At 69.6% G+C, this 17,954-nt stretch carries 9 protein-coding genes and 2 pseudogenes; 4 read left to right on the top strand and 7 right to left on the bottom strand.

What is annotated here, in order from left to right; all coding sequences use genetic code 11:
• Positions 1 to 80: 80 nt before the first annotated feature.
• The 5 genes and pseudogenes from QM774_RS01645 to prpD all read right to left on the bottom strand — a co-directional run bounded on the left by QM774_RS01645 (position 81) and on the right by prpD (position 7,586).
• Positions 81 to 519, bottom strand: a pseudogene (locus QM774_RS01645) (NUDIX domain-containing protein).
• Positions 520 to 528: 9 nt separating this feature from the next.
• Positions 529 to 3,919 (bottom strand): annotated as a pseudogene (locus tag QM774_RS01640) (pyruvate carboxylase).
• A gap of 129 nt (positions 3,920 to 4,048) precedes the next feature.
• Positions 4,049 to 5,170 carry a bifunctional 2-methylcitrate synthase/citrate synthase gene (locus tag QM774_RS01635; RefSeq protein WP_414974235.1) on the bottom strand — a complete coding sequence of 374 codons (1,122 nt, stop codon included), beginning with the start codon at positions 5,168 to 5,170 and terminating at the stop codon, positions 4,049 to 4,051.
• Positions 5,167 to 6,084 carry a methylisocitrate lyase gene (prpB, locus tag QM774_RS01630; RefSeq protein ID WP_414974234.1) on the bottom strand — a complete coding sequence of 306 codons (918 nt, stop codon included), beginning with the start codon at positions 6,082 to 6,084 and terminating at the stop codon, positions 5,167 to 5,169. The genes QM774_RS01635 and prpB overlap by 4 nt, the downstream gene beginning before the upstream one ends.
• A complete protein-coding gene (gene prpD, locus QM774_RS01625; RefSeq protein WP_414974233.1) occupies positions 6,084 to 7,586 on the bottom strand; it encodes a 2-methylcitrate dehydratase PrpD in 1,503 nt (500 codons plus the stop codon). Before prpD ends, prpB begins: the two co-directional genes overlap by 1 nt.
• 117 nt (positions 7,587 to 7,703) lie before the next feature.
• Between prpD and QM774_RS01620 the strand changes: the two genes are divergently transcribed.
• Positions 7,704 to 9,140, top strand: a complete 1,437-nt coding sequence (locus QM774_RS01620) for a short-chain fatty acyl-CoA regulator family protein (protein ID WP_414974232.1) — start codon at positions 7,704 to 7,706, stop codon at positions 9,138 to 9,140.
• Here QM774_RS01620 and QM774_RS01615 read toward each other — a convergent pair.
• Complete coding sequence (locus QM774_RS01615; RefSeq protein WP_414974231.1) at positions 9,106 to 10,362, bottom strand: PucR family transcriptional regulator; 1,257 nt, start codon at positions 10,360 to 10,362, stop codon at positions 9,106 to 9,108. The genes QM774_RS01620 and QM774_RS01615 overlap by 35 nt on opposite strands.
• 108 nt (positions 10,363 to 10,470) lie before the next feature.
• On the opposite strand from QM774_RS01615, the gene QM774_RS01610 reads away from it, so the two are divergent.
• The 3 genes from QM774_RS01610 to QM774_RS01600 are packed head-to-tail and all read left to right on the top strand — an operon-like array spanning position 10,471 to position 17,456.
• A complete protein-coding gene (locus tag QM774_RS01610) occupies positions 10,471 to 11,985 on the top strand; it encodes a flavin-containing monooxygenase (RefSeq protein WP_414974230.1) in 1,515 nt (504 codons plus the stop codon).
• Positions 11,986 to 12,024: 39 nt separating this feature from the next.
• Complete coding sequence (locus tag QM774_RS01605; protein ID WP_414974229.1) at positions 12,025 to 16,674, top strand: ATP-dependent helicase; 4,650 nt, start codon at positions 12,025 to 12,027, stop codon at positions 16,672 to 16,674.
• The gene (locus tag QM774_RS01600) at positions 16,674 to 17,456 is read left to right on the top strand and encodes a DNA-formamidopyrimidine glycosylase family protein (protein WP_414974228.1); all 783 of its coding nucleotides are present in this window, start codon (positions 16,674 to 16,676) and stop codon (positions 17,454 to 17,456) included. The genes QM774_RS01605 and QM774_RS01600 overlap by 1 nt, the downstream gene beginning before the upstream one ends.
• A gap of 10 nt (positions 17,457 to 17,466) precedes the next feature.
• Here QM774_RS01600 and QM774_RS01595 read toward each other — a convergent pair whose 3' ends face one another.
• On the bottom strand, positions 17,467 to 17,883 hold the full coding sequence (locus QM774_RS01595) for a pyridoxamine 5'-phosphate oxidase family protein (RefSeq protein ID WP_414974227.1): 417 nt from the start codon (positions 17,881 to 17,883) through the stop codon (positions 17,467 to 17,469).
• Between the last annotated feature and the right edge of the window lie 71 nt (positions 17,884 to 17,954).

Below are 17,954 nucleotides of genomic sequence, written 5' to 3'. Positions count from 1 at the left end.
GACCTGCCGTTTCCATTGACAACAATGTATCTCGGGGGTACGACAAAACGGCTTCGCCGAGCAGACGTGGCCGACGCGCCCTACTTCCAGGCGAACAGCGGCTGCTCCAACTCGTTCACCCGGGTGGCGCGGCCGCGAACCACGACCTCACCGAACTGGTGGATGACGGCGGCCGTGGGCGCGTGCACCCAGCGTCCGATGATCGGTAGCCGGATCACCGGGCGGGGCGACTCGTCGATGGTGTCGAACTCGGGCTGCGCGGCCGTCTCGGCGAGGGACACGAAATGCAGCTCGGCCACCTCGTCCGGTCTCCCCCGGATCCAGCCGCCCGCCGGGAAGCGCGAACTGACCGGGATGACTGCGCAGCGTCGGCGGCCGTCGCGCCACCCAGATGCCCCGGCCACCCGGGCCGGGCACCACGGTGATCGCGACCGCCGCCCGGCGCAACCCGTCGCCGGGCAACTCCAGTCGCCGCCACGCCGTCACACGCCGCAGAGCGAGGTCCCGATCGAGCTCCATGCCTCCGGTCTACTCCAGAACCACCAGCAGGTCACCCGGTTGCACTTCGGTGGTGCCGGAGACGACCACACGCTGCACCCGTCCACCGGATGTCGCGGTCACCGTCGCCTCCATCTTCATCGCCTCGATGGTGCCGATCGGGTCGCCGGCGGCGACGGTGTCGCCGGGCGCCACGGTCACCGTCACCACACCGGCGAACGGCGCCGCCACGTGATGTGGATTGTCCCGGTCGGCGCGTTCCCGCGTCTGGACCGACACCTCCGCGGTGCGGTCGCGGACGAACACCGGCCGCAGCTCCCCGTTGAGGGTGCACATCACGGTGCGGATGCCCGCCGGGTCCGGTTCGCTGATCGCCTCCAGTGTGATGAGCAGATCCACACCGTCCCGCAGATGCACACGATGTTCCAGGCCCTGCTGCAGTCCGTAGAAGAACTGGTTGCCGGCGAGATGTGAGGTGTCGCCGAACTCGGCGACGTGCGCCAGATACTCGTCGGTGGGCCCTGGGAACAGCAGCCGGTTGAGCGTCGCCTGCCGGTCCGGTCCGGGCCGGTCCAGCGCCGTCTCGTCGGAGGCGCTCAGCTCCTCCTCCTTCGACGACGCCGAACGGCCCGCCAGAATCTGCTCGCGCAACGGCTCCGGCCATCCGCCGGCCGGCTGCCCCAGCTCGCCGGACAGGAAGCCGATCACCGAATCCGGGATGTCGTACGCCGACGGGTCGGCGGCGAACTCCTCGGCGGTGATGTCCTGGGCGACGAACGCCAGCGCCAGGTCGCCGACGACCTTCGACGACGGCGTCACCTTGACCGGGCGGCCCAGGAGCCTGTTCGCCGCCGCATACGCGGTCTCGACCGCCTCGAAACGGTCGCCGACGCCGATCGAGATGGCCTGCTGACGCAGATTCGACAACTGTCCGCCCGGGATCTCATGGTCGTAGACGCGGCCGGTCGGTGCCGGGATCCCCGACTCGAACGGCCGGTACATCCGCCGCAGCGCCTCCCAGAACGGCTCGATCGACGTCGCCGCGTGCAGGTCGATACCGGTGTCGTAGTCGGTGTGTGCGGCAGCCGCCACGATCGCCGACAGCGACGGCTGGCTGGTGGTGCCCGCCAGGGCCGCACTCGCGCCGTCGACGGCGTCGGCACCCGCCTCCCACGCGGCCAGATAGGTGGCCAGCTGGCCGCCCGGCGTGTCGTGCGTGTGCACGTGGATCGGCAGGTCGAACTCCGAACGGAGCGCCCCGACCAGGGTGCGGGCGGCCGCCGGCCGCAACAGGCCGGCCATGTCCTTGATCGCCAGAACGTGCGCCCCGGCTGTGACGATGTCCTCGGCGAGCCGCAGGTAGTAGTCCAGGGTGTACAGGTCCTCGGCCGGATCGGCGAGATCACCGGTGTAGCTCAACGCCACCTCGGCGACGGCCGTACCGGTCTCGCGAACCGCATCGATGGCCGGCCGCATGGCCTCGACGCTGTTGAGGGCGTCGAAGATCCGGAAGATGTCCACGCCGGTGCGCGCGGCCTCGTCGACGAACGCGGTGGTCACCTTCGTCGGGTACGGCGTGTAGCCGACGGTGTTCTTACCGCGCAGCAGCATCTGCAGACAGATGTTGGGCACCGCTTCACGCAGCCGGGCGAGCCGGTCCCACGGATCCTCCTTGAGGAACCGCAGAGCGACGTCGTAGGTGGCCCCGCCCCAGCATTCGAGGGACAGGAGCTCCGGCGTCAGGGCGGCGACATAGGGTGCGACCGCGGTCAGCCCACTCGTCCGCACGCGGGTGGCCAGCAGCGACTGATGGGCGTCACGGAACGTGGTGTCGGTGACCGCGAGCGCCTTCTGCTCGCGCAGCGCCGCCGCGAACCCCTCCGGGCCCAGCTCGTCGAGCCGCTGCTTGGAGCCGGCCGGCGGATGCGCGAGCAGATCGTCGGCGACGTCCGGCAGCTTCGTGCGCGGATGGACCGGGGTCGGCAGCGGACCGTTCGGCTGGTTGACGGTGACGTCGGCCAGGTAGTTGAGCAGTCGCGAGCCGCGCTCGGAGGAGTGCACCGCATCGAGCAGATACGGCCGCTCGTCGATGAACGAGGTCGTGATGTGCCCGGCCTGGAAATCCGGATCGGCCATCACCGCACGCAGGAAGTCGATGTTGGTGCGCACCCCGCGGATCTTGAACTCCGCGAGCGCACGGCGCGCCCGGGTCACCGCGGTCGGGAAGTCCCGTCCCCGGCAGGTCAGCTTCACCAGCATGGAGTCGAAGTGACCGGTCACCTCGCTGCCCAGCGCCGCCGCACCGTCCAGCCGGACACCGCTGCCGCCCGGGGCGCGGTAGACGTTGATCCGGCCGGTGTCCGGACGGAATCCGTCGGAGGGATCCTCGGTGGTGATACGGCACTGCAGGGCCGCCCCGTGGAGTTCGATCGCCTCCTGCGACAGCCCCAGATCCGCGAGACTCTCCCCCGCCGCGATCCGCATCTGGGCGGCCACGAGATCGACGTCCGTCACCTCTTCGGTGACGGTGTGCTCCACCTGGATCCGCGGGTTCATCTCGATGAAGAAGTGCTCACCCCGCGCGTCGACCAGGAACTCGACGGTGCCGGCACAGGTGTACCCGATCTGCCGGGCGAAACTGACGGCGTCCGCACGAGATGCGGTCGCGCAGTGCCGGATCGAGGTCGGGCGCCGGCGCGATCTCCACCACCTTCTGGTGGCGGCGCTGCAGACTGCAGTCACGCTCATAGAGGTGGATCACCTCGCCGGAGCCGTCGGCCAGGATCTGGACCTCGATGTGCCGGGGATCGACGACGGCCTGTTCCAGGAAGACCGTCGGATTGCCGAACGCCGACTCGGCCTCACGGGACGCGGCCGCGATCGCGTCGGCGAGCTGCTCGCGCTGCGCCACCCGGCGCATGCCGCGTCCGCCGCCGCCGGCGACCGCCTTCACGAAGATCGGGAAGGTCATGTCCTTCGCCGCCGCCAGCAACTCGTCGACGTCCGACGACGGCTCGCTGCCGGCCAGAACGGGCAGACCGGCGGCCCGGGCCGCCGCGACCGCCTGCTGCTTGTCACCGGTCAGTTCGAGCACCCGGCTGCTCGGCCCGATGAACGTGATGCCGGCCTCCTCACAGGCGGCGGCCAGCGCCGGATTCTCCGAAGCGAACCCGTAGCCGGGATAGATCGCGTCGGCGCCGCTGCGCCGGGCGGCGCCCAGCAACTCGTCGACCGACAGGTACGCCTGCACCGGATGGCCGGGCTCGCCGATCTCGTAGGCCTCGTCGGCCTTGCTGCGGTGCACGCAGTTGCGGTCTTCGATCGGATAGACCGCGACCGTCGACGCGCCGAGCTCATACGCCGCGCGAAAGGCACGGACCGCGATCTCGCCGCGATTCGCCACCAGGACTTTGCTGAACATGCGGACCTCCCCGGGGTGTCCAGAGGTACGACTGCGCCGACGGGCGGACCGGGATCGTCCGGACGCCCGCCGGCGCAGCAGTGGTTGGGTATTCAGTTGTGGATGCCGCGCGAAGCGGCCCTGGCCCGATCAGTTCTTCGGGACCTCGCGCTGCGGAACGCCGTTGTAGGCGGACAGCGGACGGATCAGCGCATTCGACTCGGTCTGCTCGACGATGTGCGCGGTCCAGCCGGTGATCCGGCTCATCACGAACATCGGGGTGAACATCGGGATGTCGAAGCCCATCAGGTAGTACGCCGGGCCGGTCGGGAAGTCGAGGTTCGGCTTGATCCCGGTCCGCTCGTCCATGGCGGCGGCCAGCTCGTCGTACATGGTCAGCCACTTGTCGTCGCCGACGTGCTCGGACACGTTCTTGAACGCCTCGTGCATGGTCGGGACGCGCGAGTCGCCGTTCTTGTAGACGCGGTGACCGAAACCCATCACCTTGTCCTTGGCGTCGAGCTTGGCGTTCAGCCAGTCCCGGGCCTTGGCGGGGTCGCCGATCTCCAGCATGTCGTGCATGACGGCCTCGTTGGCGCCGCCGTGCAGCGCACCCTTGAGGGCGCCGATGCCGGCGGTGACCGCGCTGTAGATGTCCGACGTGGTCGAGGTGACCACGCGCGACGCGAACGTCGACGCGTTGAAGCTGTGCTCCGCGTACAGGATCATCGACACGTTGAACGCCTTGACCAGGACCGGATCCGGAACGGAGCCGAAGCACATGTTCAGGAAGTTCTCCGAGTAGTCCAGGTCCTTGCTGGGTGCGATCGGCTCCTCGCCGCGGCGGCGACGGAAGTCGGCGGCGACGATGGTCGGCAGAACGGCCAGCATCTTCAGACCCTTGGCCAGGTTGGCCTCGGTGCTGCGATCCTCCTCCGTCGGGTCGGTGCTGCCCAGGAAGCTGATCATGGTGCGGCAGGTGTCCATCGGGTGACAGTCGGCCGGAATCTGCGCGAGGACGGCCTTCGCCGCATCGCTCAGTTCACGGTTGGCCCGCTCGGCATCGGTGAACTTCGTCAGCTGGTCCGCGGTCGGCAGCTCGCCGTACCAGAGCAGGTAGGCCACCTCCTCGAACGACTTGCTGGCCGACAGGTCCTGCACCGCGTAGCCGCGGTAGGTCAGGCTGTTGGTCTCCGGAACCACCTTCGAGACCGCGGTGTAGTCGACGACCACACCGGCCAGGCCCTTGTAGATCTTCTGTTCCTCGGTCATGACTGCTCTCCCGGTCGGCTGTAGGTGAAGATGGACGAATCGAAATCGTTGTAGTCGGCGTACTGCAGGAACTCGTACAGCCGCGCACGGTGCTGCATCTTGTCGAGCAGGTTCGCCTGGGTGCCTTCGGCCGCGATCTGTGCCAGACCGGACTCGACGGCGCCCATCGCCAGCCGCAGCGTGGTCACCGGGTAGATGACGACGTTGTAGCCGATCGACTTCAGCTGATCGGTGGTGAGCAGCTCGGACTTGCCGAACTCGGTCATGTTCGCCAGCAGCGGCGCGTCGACCTCGTCGCGGAAACGCTTGAACTCGTCGAGATCCTTCAGCGCCTCGGTGAAGATCATGTCCGCGCCGGCGTCGATGTACGCCTTGGCACGGGCGATCGCCGAATCGAGATCCTCCACGCCGCGGGCGTCGGTCCGGGCACAGATGACGAAGTTCTCGTCACGGCGGCCGCCGGCGGCCGCGGCCAGGCGGCGCACCATCTCGTCGGTGGAGACCACCTCCTTGCCGTCGAGGTGACCGCACCGCTTCGGATTCACCTGGTCCTCGAGGTGGCAGCCGGCCAGGCCGGCGTCCTCCAGGGTGGCGACCGTGCGGGCCGCGCTCATCGGCTCGCCGAAACCGGTGTCGGCGTCGATCAGCGTCGGCAGGTCGGTGGCTCGCGCGATGGCGCCGCCGCGGGCGGCGACCTCGGTGAGCGTCGTCAGACCGATGTCCGGGAGACCCAGGTCCGCCGACAGTGCGGCCCCGGAGACGTACACGCCCTCGAATCCGGCGTCGGCGACGATCTTGGCGACCAGGGGTGAGAAGGCTCCCGGCCAGCGCTGCAGCTCGCCCGACTTCAGGGCGGCCCGCAGGTTCTTGCGCTTGTCGGCGTCGCTGACACCCGAGGAGAACAACGCGGACATCAGAGAATGCCCTTGCCGGTCTCCGGCGCCTTCTTCAGCACGTCGTCGAGCACGGTGACGTTGAGGCCGTTCAGCTCGGCGCCTTTCAGGCCGGCGAGACCCTCGGCGGCGGTGACGAAGCGCTTCTGCTCGTCATCGGCGACGACGCCCTTGGCCATGCGGGCGAACTTGTCCAGGTACTGCGGACGGGCGAACGGCCGGGCGCCCAGCGGGTGGGCGTCGGCGACGGCCAGCTCGTCGGTGATCACGTCGCCGTTCTTCATGGTGACGACGGCCTTGGCGCCGAACGCCTTCTCGTTGGGGTCGGTCGAGTGGTAGCGGCGGGTCCACTCCGGGTCCTCGACGGTTGAGATCTTGTTCCACAGCTCGACGGTGTCGGGGCGGGCGGCACGCTCCGGGGCGTACGACTTCTCGTGATCCCAGTCGCCGTCCTGCAGTGCCACCGCGAAGATGTACATGACCGAGTGGTCAAGGGTTTCGCGGCTGGCCTTCGGATCGAACTTCTGCGGGTCGCCCGAGCCGGTGCCGATCACGTAGTGCGTGTGGTGGCTGGTGTGCAGCACGATCGACTCGACGTCGTCGGTGTTGCCGACGCGGTCGCGCATGCGGCGGGCCAGGTCGATGGGGGCCTGGCTCTGGTACTCGGCCGAGTGCTCCTTGGTGTAGCTGTCCAGAATGGCGCGCTTGGGCTCGCCCGGACCCGGCAGCGGCACGGTGTAGTGCTTGTCCGGACCACCGAGCATCCAGGCGATGACACCGTCTTCGCCTTCCCAGATCGGCGACGGCGCACCCTCGCCGCGCATGGCACGGTCGACGGCCTCGACGGCGATCTTTCCGGCGTGGGCCGGAGCGTAGGCCTTCCAGCTGGAGATGGCGCCCTTGCGCGACTGACGGGTGGCGGTGGTGAGGTGCAGGGCCTGGCCGATCGCCTGGTAGATGGTGTCGACGTCCAGGTTCAGCATGGTGCCGAGGCCGGCGGCCACCGACGGGCCGAGGTGAGCGACGTGGTCGATCTTGTGCTCGTGCAGGCAGATGCCCTTCACGAGGTCGATCTGGATCTCGTAGGCGGTGGCGAGTCCGCGGATCAGGTCCTTGCCGGTGGCGCCGACGCGCTGCGCGACCGCGACCAGCGGCGGGATGTTGTCGCCGGGGTGCGAGTACTCGGCGGCCAGGAAGGTGTCGTGGAAGTCGAGCTCGCGCACGGCCACGCCGTTGGCCCAGGCGGCCCACTCGGGGGCGAAGGCGCCGTCGATGCCGAAGACGGTGGAGCCGCCCTTGATCGGGCGGGTCTGCGCCTGCCGGCGCGCGGTGGTGACGGGGCGGCGGATCACCGACGCGGCGCTCACGGCGGCGTTGTCGATGATGCGGTTGATGATCATCTCCGCGGTGTCGTCGGGAACGTCGACCGGATCGGCTGCCACCTGGGCGATCTTGTAAGCGAGGTGCTCGCTGGTCGGGAAGTCGTCGGAACTGCGTCGCGTGTACACGTCGTGATTGATCATGTTTGCACCATACACACACGCGATATCGCCGGAAAAGACCAGGCCACTGTGTATTTTTGTGGATTTCACCCACCATTTTTGCGAATGTTGCGGACAGTGCGGATAAGATCGCTGACCATGGCCAAGACATACGTGGGAGCGCGCCTGCGACGGCTCCGCGACGACCGCGGGCTCACCCAGGCCGCACTCGCCCGGAACCTCGGGCTCTCCACCAGCTACGTCAATCAGCTCGAACACGACCAGCGCCCCGTCACCACCCCGGTCCTGCTGTCGCTGACCCGCGAATTCGACCTGCCCGCCGACTTCTTCGCCGCCGAATCCGACGCACGACTGACGGCCGACCTCGCCGAGGTCCTCCTGTCCCGCGGGGCCGGACGGATCCCCGCATCGGAGATCAACGAACTCGTCTCCCGCATGCCCGAGGTGGGACAGACACTCGTCACCCTGCACCGGCAGCTGGCGTCGGCGTCGGTGGAACTGGAGACCTACCGCGGCACCCTGGCCGCCGGCGCACCGAATCCCGACGACCACGCCCCCACGACGCCGTTCGAACAGGTCCGCGACTACTTCTACGACCGCCGCAACCACATCGCCGAACTCGACACCGCGGCCGAAGCGATGTTCTCCGCGCACGGCCTGCGGATCGGCGGCCTCGACCTCCAGCTCGCCCGGGTCCTCGAAGAGGACTACGGCATCACGGTGTCGATCAGCGCGCCCGCTCTCGGCGAGGAGCCCGAACCGGGGCCCAAACGCCGCTACGACCCGGCGACCGGACGCGTCGAACTGGCCCGCCGGCTCACCTCGGGCCAGCGCGCCTTCCAGCTCGCCACCCAGCTGGCCCTGGTCAGCCAGCAGGATCTGATCGACGAGCTGATCGCCGATGCCGCCGACCGGTTCACTCAGGGCTCGCTGCACGTCGCCCGCACCGGACTGGCCAACTACTTCGCGGGCGCCCTGGTGCTCCCCTACACCCAGTTCGCCGCGGCCGCCCGCGAGCTGCGCTACGACATCGACCTCCTGAGCCGCGACTTCGAGGTGGGCTTCGAGACCGTCTGCCACCGCCTGTCGACGCTGCAGCGCCCCGGCGACCGCGGCATCCCGTTCATCTTCGTGCGCGTCGACAAAGCCGGGAACATCTCCAAACGGCAGTCGGCCACCGCCTTCCACTTCTCCCGCACCGGCGGCAGTTGCCCGCTCTGGGTGGTGCACGACGCCTTCTCGATGGCCGGCCGGATCCAGACGCAGATCTCCGAGATGCCCGACGGCCGCCGCTACTTCTGGCTGGCCCGCACCACCGACCCGGTGCATCCGGGCCATCTCGGAACGCCGTCGAACTTCGCCGTCGGTCTCGGCTGCGATCTGTCGCACGCCGACGAACTGGTCTACGCCACCGGGATCGACGTGCAGGACACCCGCACGGTGGTGCCGATCGGCTCCGGTTGCCGCGTCTGCCCTCGTCCGGCGTGTCCGCAGCGGGCGTTCCCGCTGATCGGACGGCCCATCGCACACGACGAGACGGTCAGTGCGGCGGTGCCGTATCAGCCGGTGCTGTGAGGCGGCTTCCCGTGCCGCGCCAGTGCCGCAGTTCGAGGGCCGCCGCCACCGCGATGGCGTGATCGGCCAACGGCACCGGCAGCAGTTCCTCGGCGCGGGCCAGTCGTCGCACCACCGTGTTGCGGTGTGTGAAGAGCCGGGCCGCGGTGGCGCTTGCGTTGCAGCGCTCGGCGAACCGAATGCGCAGGCATTCGGCCAGCTCCGGGTCGGCCGTGTCGAGGTCACCGAGCGTGGAGGCGATGAAGTCGTCGATCTTGTCGTCGTCCTCGCTCATCGCGTCGGCCAGCCGCAGGTCGTCGTAGGCGGCCACCTGCCGCCCGGTGCCCAGCCGCTGCATGAGACGGTGCGTGGTGAGCGCCTGGAAGTGGCTGCGGCGGAATCCTTCACGGCCGGTGCCCGGTGCGCCGATCGCCACCTGCACACCCGCCGGGATGGACGCCGCGGCGGCGTCCAGCGCGGTCACCGGGAACCAGACCCACAGCTGCGCGGCGCCGGCGAGCACGATGAGCCGGCTGGTGATGCCGCTCGCGGACATCAGCGCCTCGCAGGCCGCCTCCAGTCGTTCGGACGGTACGTCCGGTCCGCCGGAGACGACGGCGGCCAGTTGGGGCCCGGCCAGCCGGTAGTGCAGCTGCGCCTCGGCCCGTTCGTCGGTGACCGGCGCGCCTTCCAGGAGCAGGGCCGTCGCGGCGCGACGCTGCGCATGGGTGTCTCCGGCGAGCTCGGCCCGGGCGACGTCGATCTGTTCGGCCAGGGCGCCGACCGTGTCGTCGATGAAGGCGCCGATGGACGCCGACGTGATCGCCAGGAGTTCTTTGAGGAGGCCCGGGTCGTCGGTGAGCTCGAAGCAGATGGCCATCCACAGCTGCCAGGCCACGTTCTGGGAGGTCCGGAAGGCGTCGAGGGCGCCGCTGTCGAGCCCTCGGCGCACCAGCTCCCGGACGTAGGTCTGTGATTCGGCCGAGCCGCTGTCGACCGGCACGCGCTCGCCCGGGGACTCGAGGTTGCTGGTGGCCCACTTGGCGATGTTGCCGGCGGTCATGTCCAGGGCGTTGCGGGTCAGTGCCTCGTCCTGGGTGATCTGTCCCATTCCGGCGGCACGCAGCACGCTGGCGTCGAGCTGGCCGAGCATGTCGGCGGGGGCGTCGATCACGACGCGGACCCCGGCGCGGATCAGCTCGGCGACCTCCGGGCTCGGCGATGACCAGGTCGTTTCCAGCATGGTGTCTATTATGCACCACGTGGAGCGACTATCTGGTGCAGTTCATTCTTGCGCAACCTCGATTGAATCAATGATCATTGATACATCGAGCTCAGGAAGGAACCGACTATGAGCACCAGCACCGCCCAGCCCGCGGCCCTGCCCACCGACGTCCTCGACGTCCTCGTCATCGGTGCCGGCATCTCCGGTATCGGCGCCGCCCACTACCTGACCACCGAGCAGCCGGACAAGACGTTCATCATGCTCGAGTCGCGCGACCAGGCCGGCGGCACGTGGAGCCTGTTCAAATACCCGGGCCTGCGGTCCGACTCCGACCTGCACACCTTCGGTTTCGAGTTCAAACCGTGGACCGACAACCAGGCGATCGCCGACGCTCCGCGCATCCTCGACTACCTCAACGAGGCCATCGACGACGATCACCTGCAAAGCAAGATCTACTACAACCGCCGCGCCGTCTCCGCGGACTGGCACACCGACGAGCAGCTGTGGCACGTCACCGTCCGCCGCACCGACGAGGACGGCACCGCGACGGACGTCGTGAAGACGCGCTGGATCTTCGCCGGCACCGGCTACTACAACTACGACGAGGGCTTCACCCCGGACTTCCCCGGCCAGGACCGGTTCACCGGGCAGATCATCCACCCGCAGCACTGGCCCGAAGACCTGGACTACACCGGCAAGAAGGTGGTCGTGATCGGTTCCGGCGCCACCGCCGTCACGCTGGTCCCGTCGATGACCGGGACGGCCGAGCACGTCACGATGCTGCAGCGCACCCCCACCTACGTGATCCCGCTGCCGCGCGAGGACGCCGTCGCCAACGCGATGAAGAAGGTCCTCGGCCCCAAGGTCGGCTACCGCGCCTCCCGTGAGAAGAACATCTTCCAGCAGCGCGTCATGTACGAGCTGTGCCAGCGCTTCCCGAAGACCATGCGCAAGGTCATCCGCGGCACCAACAAGGCGATCCTGGGCAGCGACTTCCCGCTGGATCCGCACTTCAACCCGCCGTACAACCCGTGGGATCAGCGTCTGTGCGTGGTGCCGGACGGCGACATGTTCAAGGAGCTGCGCAAAGGCAACGCCTCGATCGTCACCGACCGGATCGCGACCTTCACCGAGAAGGGGATCCTGCTGGAGAGCGGCCAGGAACTGGAGGCCGACATCATCGTGACCGCCACCGGCCTGAACCTGCAGCTGTTCGGCGGCATGGAGATCGACATCGACGGCACCCCGGTGGATCTGACGAAGTCCGTCGCCTACCGCGGCGTCATGCTGTCGGGCATCCCGAACTTCGCGATGGCCGTCGGCTACACCAACTCGTCGTGGACCCTCAAGGTCGACATGCTGTGCCAGTACTGGTCCCGCATGCTCACCTTCATGGACTCCTACGGCTACACGTCGGTGACCGCCGAGTTCCCGGAGGGCATGGACACCCGGCCGCTGCTCGACTTCGGCGCCGGATACGTCCAGCGTGCCCTCGACCGGCTGCCCAAGCAGGGCACCGTCAAGCCATGGACCATGTCGATGAGCGTGTACGCCGACATCGGCCAGCTGCGCCGCGGCACCGTCGAAGACGGCTACCTGCACTACGAGAAGGCGCCGGTCGCCGCCAAGGCCACCGCCTGATCTGAGCACCCTGTCCGCACCCTGCGCTTGAATGGAGGGGTGACGGACGAGACGATCCTGGCGAGCTTCGGCCCGGCCACCCGACGCTGGTTCGGCGATGCGTTCGGTGCGCCGACCGCAGCGCAGGCCGGCGCGTGGGAATCGATCTCGCGCGGCGACGACACCCTGGTGATCGCGCCGACCGGCTCCGGCAAGACCCTCGCGGCGTTCCTGTGGGCGATCGACCGGATGGCGGCGGCACCCCGCCCGTCCGGCGCCGGAGTCCGCGTCCTCTACGTCTCCCCGCTCAAGGCGCTCGCCGTCGACGTCGAACGGAATCTGTCGGCACCGCTGACCGGTATCGGCAACGCCGCCGCGATGCTCGGGCTGCCGGCCCCCGCGGTGACCGTGGGGGTCCGGTCCGGTGACACCCCGGCCGCCGCCCGGCGCGCCCTCGTGTCGTCGCCGCCGGACATCCTCATCACCACCCCCGAATCGCTCTATCTGATGCTCACCTCGGCGGCGGCCGCGACCCTGACCGGCGTCGAGACGGTGATCGTCGACGAGATCCACGCGATCGCCGCGACCAAACGGGGTACGCACCTGGCGCTGTCGCTCGAACGTCTGGACATGCTGACCGGCGAGCCCGCCCAGCGGATCGGCCTGTCGGCCACCGTCCGCCCGCCCGAGGTCGTCGCCGACTTCCTCAGCGGATCGCGCGAGGCGGTCGTCGTGGCGCCCCCGGCCGCCAAGACGTTCGATCTGCGCGTCGACGTACCGGTCCCGGACATGACCGACCTGCCGGTCCCGCCCGACGGCGGCGACCTCGACGACGCCTTCTCCCCGACCGCCGGGTCACTGTGGCCGTTCATCGAGTCGGCGATGGTCGACCTGGTCGAACAGAACCGGTCGACCATCGTGTTCGCGAACTCGCGGCGTCTCGCCGAACGACTGACCGCGAGCCTCAACGAGATCGCGTCCGAGCGTCTCCTGTCGGCGAGCTCAAGGAGCAGAGAGACCCGGAATCCGCAGGTGCCCGGTGGGGCGCCCGCCATGATCACCGGCGCGGTCACCACCTCCGGCGCCCCTCACGTCCTGGCCCGTGCACACCACGGGTCGGTGAGCAAGGAGCAGCGCGCCCAGATCGAGGACGACCTCAAGTCGGGCCGCCTGCGCTGCGTGGTGGCCACCAGCTCACTCGAACTCGGCATCGACATGGGTGCGGTGGATCTGGTGATCCAGGTCGAGACCCCGCCGTCGGTGGCGTCCGGACTGCAGCGGATCGGCCGCGCCGGCCACCAGGTCGGCGAGATCAGCCGCGGTGTCCTGTTCCCGAAGCACCGGACCGACCTGATCGGCTGCGCGGTCACCGTCACCCGCATGCTCGACGGCGCGATCGAAGAGATCCGTGTTCCGCGCACCCCGCTCGACATCCTGGCGCAGCAGACGGTGGCCGCCACCGCGGTCGCCGACGTGAACGTCGACGAATGGTTCGACGTCGTCCGCCGGGCCGCGCCGTACCGTGATCTGACACGCGACGTCTACGACGCGGTCCTCGACCTCATCTCCGGGCGCTATCCGACCGACGAGTTCGCCGGACTGGCCGCCCGCGTCGACTACGACCGGTCCACCGGGACACTGACCGCGCGGCGCGGCACCCTCCGGCTGGCCGTGACCTCCGGCGGCACCATCCCCGACCGCGGGATGTTCGGTGTCTTCCTGGTCGCCGGCTCCGACGGCACCGGCACGGATACCGGAAACCAGCCCCGGAGAGTCGGTGAACTCGATGAGGAGATGGTGTACGAGTCACGCGTCGGGGACGTGATCGCACTCGGCGCGACCAGCTGGCGGATCGCCGAGATCACCCACGACCGCGTGCTGGTGACACCCGCGTTCGGGCAGCCCGCACGCCTGCCGTTCTGGATCGGCGACGCGGTCGGCCGGCCCGCCGAACTGGGTGCGGCGATCGGCGAATTCATCGGCGCCGTCGCCGACCCCACCACGCTGTCCGTGCGCGCCGACGCGATCGGCCTGACCGACAACGCCCGCGACAACCTGAGTTCACTGATCGCCGACCAGAAGGAGGCCACCGGGATCCTGCCCACCGACCGCACGCTGGTGGCGGAACGGTTCCGGGACGAACTCGGTGACTGGCGCCTGATCCTGCACTCCCCCTACGGTCTGCGCGTGCACGCGCCGTGGGCCAGTGCGATCGCCGCGCAGCTCCACGACCGCCTCGGCCTGGACGGCGCGACCACCGCCGCCGACGACGGCATCATCGTGCGGCTGCCGGACACCGAGGATGCACCGCCCGGTGCGGAGGTCTTCGAGGTGGCGGCCGACGAGATCGGCGGCATCGTCACCGGCGCTCTCGCGGGGTCGTCGATGTTCGCCTCCCGGTTCCGTGAATGCGCGGCCCGCGCACTGTTGCTCCCGCGCCGCGATCCGGGTCGCCGCGCACCGCTGTGGCAGCAGCGCCAGCGGTCGGCCCAACTCTTGTCGGTGGCCTCGCAGTTCCCCGATTTCCCCATCGTCCTCGAAGCGGTCCGTGAATGTCTGGAGGACGTCTACGACTTGCCGGCCCTCACCGACGTCCTCGAACGCATCGGCAAGCGCCGTATCCGGCTGACCGAAGTCGAAACGTCCACGCCGTCGCCGTTCGCCGCCGCCATGCTGCTCGGCTACACCGGCGCGTTCCTGTACGACGACGACGCTCCGCTCGCCGAACGCCGCGCCACCGCCCTGACCCTGGACACCGCACTGCTCGCCCAGCTGCTGGGCCGGGTGGACCTGCGTGAACTCCTCGACCCGCAGGTGATCGCCGAGACCGTCGGCCGGCTGCAGCGGACCTCGCCGGACCGGAAGGCGCGCGACGCGCAGGACGTCGACGACCTGCTGCGCTGGCTCGGTCCGCTGAGCCGGGAGGAGATCGGACTCCGCTACGACGGTGAGGCCGAACTGCCCGCGATCCTGGACGGCCTCGTCCGCGGCGGACGGATCGTCGAGGTCACCGTCCGCGGCGAGCCCCGGTTCGCGGCGATCGACGACGTCGCCCGCCTCCGCGACGGACTGGGTGTTCCCGCACCGCTGGGGGTACCGGCCGTCTATCTGGAGCCGGCGGCCGACCCGGTGAACGATCTGATCCACCGCTACGCCCGCACCCACGGACCGTTCACCGCGGAGCAGGCCGCCGCCGATCTGGGTACCGCGGTCGGCGTGGTGCGTGACGCGCTGGTGCGGCTCGCCGAGCGGCGACGGGTGATCGAGGGCCGGTATCTGGCCGAGGACGACGGGGCCACGGCGCAGTGGTGTCACACCGACGTGCTCGGTCAGCTCCGCCGTGGATCCCTCGCGGCCGGCCGCACCGGGATCGAACCGGTCGACGCCGCCACCTATGCCCGGTTCCTGCTCGGCTGGCAGCACGTGACCGGCCCCCTGCGCGGCGTCGACGGGGTGGCCGCGGTGATCGAGCAGCTCGCCGGTCAGCCCATTCCGGCGTCGGCGGTCGAATCACTGGTGCTGCCGTCGCGGGTCGCCGACTATCAGCCGTCGATGCTCGACGAACTGCTGTCGTCCGGGGAGGTCACATGGTCCGGTCACGGACGGATCGGTGCCGCCGACGGCTGGGTCGCGCTGCACACCGCCGAGTCGGCGCCCATCACTCTGCGTCCCCCGGACGATCTCGAGCTCACCGATCTGCACCGGACACTGCTGGAGGCGCTGCAGGGCGGGGCACTCCGCTACCCGCAGATCCGTGAGCAGCTGTCGACGGCTGCGGGAACCGTCGAGTCTCCCGACGACGAACGGCTGACGACGGCGCTGTGGGATCTGGTGTGGGCCGGCCTCGTCGCCAACGACTCGTTCTCGGTGGTGCGGGCGCTGTTGCGGCCGGGTCGCCGTTCCACCGGGACGGCGACACCCAGTCACCGGGTGCGCGGCCGGGCACCGCGACTGCGTTCGGCACGACTGTCCGGACGGTACCTGGCCGGCGCGACCGCGGCGACTGAGACGGTGGCGCCGCTCGCCGGCGGCCGCTGGGTGCTTCTCGATCGCGCCGACCTGGATCCGACGGCCGAGGCCGCCGCCGTCTGCGAGGTCCTGCTCGACCGGTACGGCGTCGTCACGAAGGGTTCGGTGACCTCCGAAGAGGTCCCGGGCGGATTCTCCCGGATCTACCGCGCGCTGAGCGTCTTCGAGGACTCCGGTCAGGCCCGCCGCGGCTACTACATCGACGGGCTGGGCGGCGCGCAGTTCGCGGCCGGCCACACCGTGGACACGCTGCGCGACGCGGCGCTGATCCCCCGCGAGGATCGCGGTACCGCGGTGGTGCTGGCGGCGACCGATCCGGCGAATCCGTACGGCGCCGCGCTGCCGTGGCCGGACCGCCCGGACGCCGACTCCGGTCATCGTCCCGGTCGCAAACCCGGTGCACTGGTGGTGCTCGTGGACGGCGAGCCGGCGGTCTTCATCGAGCGCGGTGGCAAACGGATCCTGACGTTCACGACCGACGACGACCCGTTGACCGCGGCGGCCACCGCCGTGGCCGACGCGGTGCGGTGCGGGCGCGTCCCCCGGATCCACGTCGACCAGGTGGACGGCGCACCCGTTCTGGGCAGCGCGTTCGGACGGCGCCTCGTGGATCAGGGTTTCGCCACGACTCCCCGCGGTATCCGGATGCACTACTCGCCGCACAGTTCCCGGACGCGCTGATGCCCGAGGGCGACACCGTCTACCGCGCGGCGCACCGGCTGGATGCCGCGTTGACCGGCGCGACGCTGACCCGCAGCGACTTCCGGATCCCGTCTCTGGCGACCGTCGACCTGTCCGGCGCCCGGGTCACGGCGTGCCGATCGGTCGGCAAACACCTGTTCATCGACCTCGACGGCGACCGGACCGTCAGCATCCACTCCCACCTGAAGATGGAGGGAGCCTGGCACGTCTATCGCCCGGGCGAACGGTGGCGACGGCCCGGATTCACCGCCCGGATCGTGCTGCGCACCGGCCAGGTCGAAGCCGTCGGCTTCGACCTGGGAACTCTGGAGCTCACCGAGCGGCCCGGCGACACCGTCGCCCACCTGGGCCCGGATCTGCTGGGCCCGGACTGGGATCTGGAGACGGCGGCCGCGAATCTGGCCGCCGACCCGGACCGGCCGATCGGCCTCGCACTGCTCGACCAGCGGGCGATGGCCGGTGTCGGGAACATCTACCGCAGCGAATTGTGCTTTCTGTCGGCGGTGCATCCGGCGACACCGATCGGCGCGGTCGACGCCCTCACGCTCGCCGGCGACGCCCACCGGCTGCTGGCCGCCAACCGGCTGCAGGCGGTCCGCTGCACCACCGGTGACCGCCGGCGAGGACGGGAACTGTGGGTGTACGGGCGTGATCGACGGGCCTGCCGCCGCTGCGGCACCGCGATCCGGCGCGGCATGCTCAGCGAGCGGGTGATCTACTTCTGCCCGTCGTGCCAGCGCCCTCCGGCGGCCTCGACGTAGCGGGCGCGCCTCAGACCGGGTAGCGGTCCGGCTCGGGACCGAACCGGAAGCGGCGACCGGTGATCTCGGAGACGTCCAGCACGATGTAGTTCATCTTCAGGGTGGGCACCCAGGGCGTCAGGGGCAGCTTGTCCGCCTCCTGGATCTCCCGGGTTCCGGTCAGGATCCGCGCCTGCCCCTTGGCGACCACGCTCCACCCGACCTTGCTGGTGAAACCGTCGGTCTCGAAGGCGACGCGGCCGTTGACGGCGATCTCCGACAGTTTGGTGCCCTCCGCGGACCGGAAGTAGATCTTGCCGTCGGCCGCGTAGGCGTTGATCGGGAAGATCTCCGGCTCACCGTCGATGCTCAGCGCGAGGCGCCCGAACACCGCCTCGGACAGCAGATTCCAGCACTGGTCCTCGTCGAGAACGGTGATCTCGTCCATGGTCGCCTTTCGCTCGCGTGGGCGCGTCTCGTCGCCCCATCAGCTCCATGGTGCCCGGCGCCGCGGCGGCC

This window comes from Gordonia sp. (in: high G+C Gram-positive bacteria) (assembly GCF_047600565.1).
Taxonomy (GTDB): Bacteria; Actinomycetota; Actinomycetes; order Mycobacteriales; family Mycobacteriaceae; genus Gordonia.
Note: the sequence above shows the minus strand (reverse complement) of the source record. Positions and strands in the feature narration are given on the sequence as shown.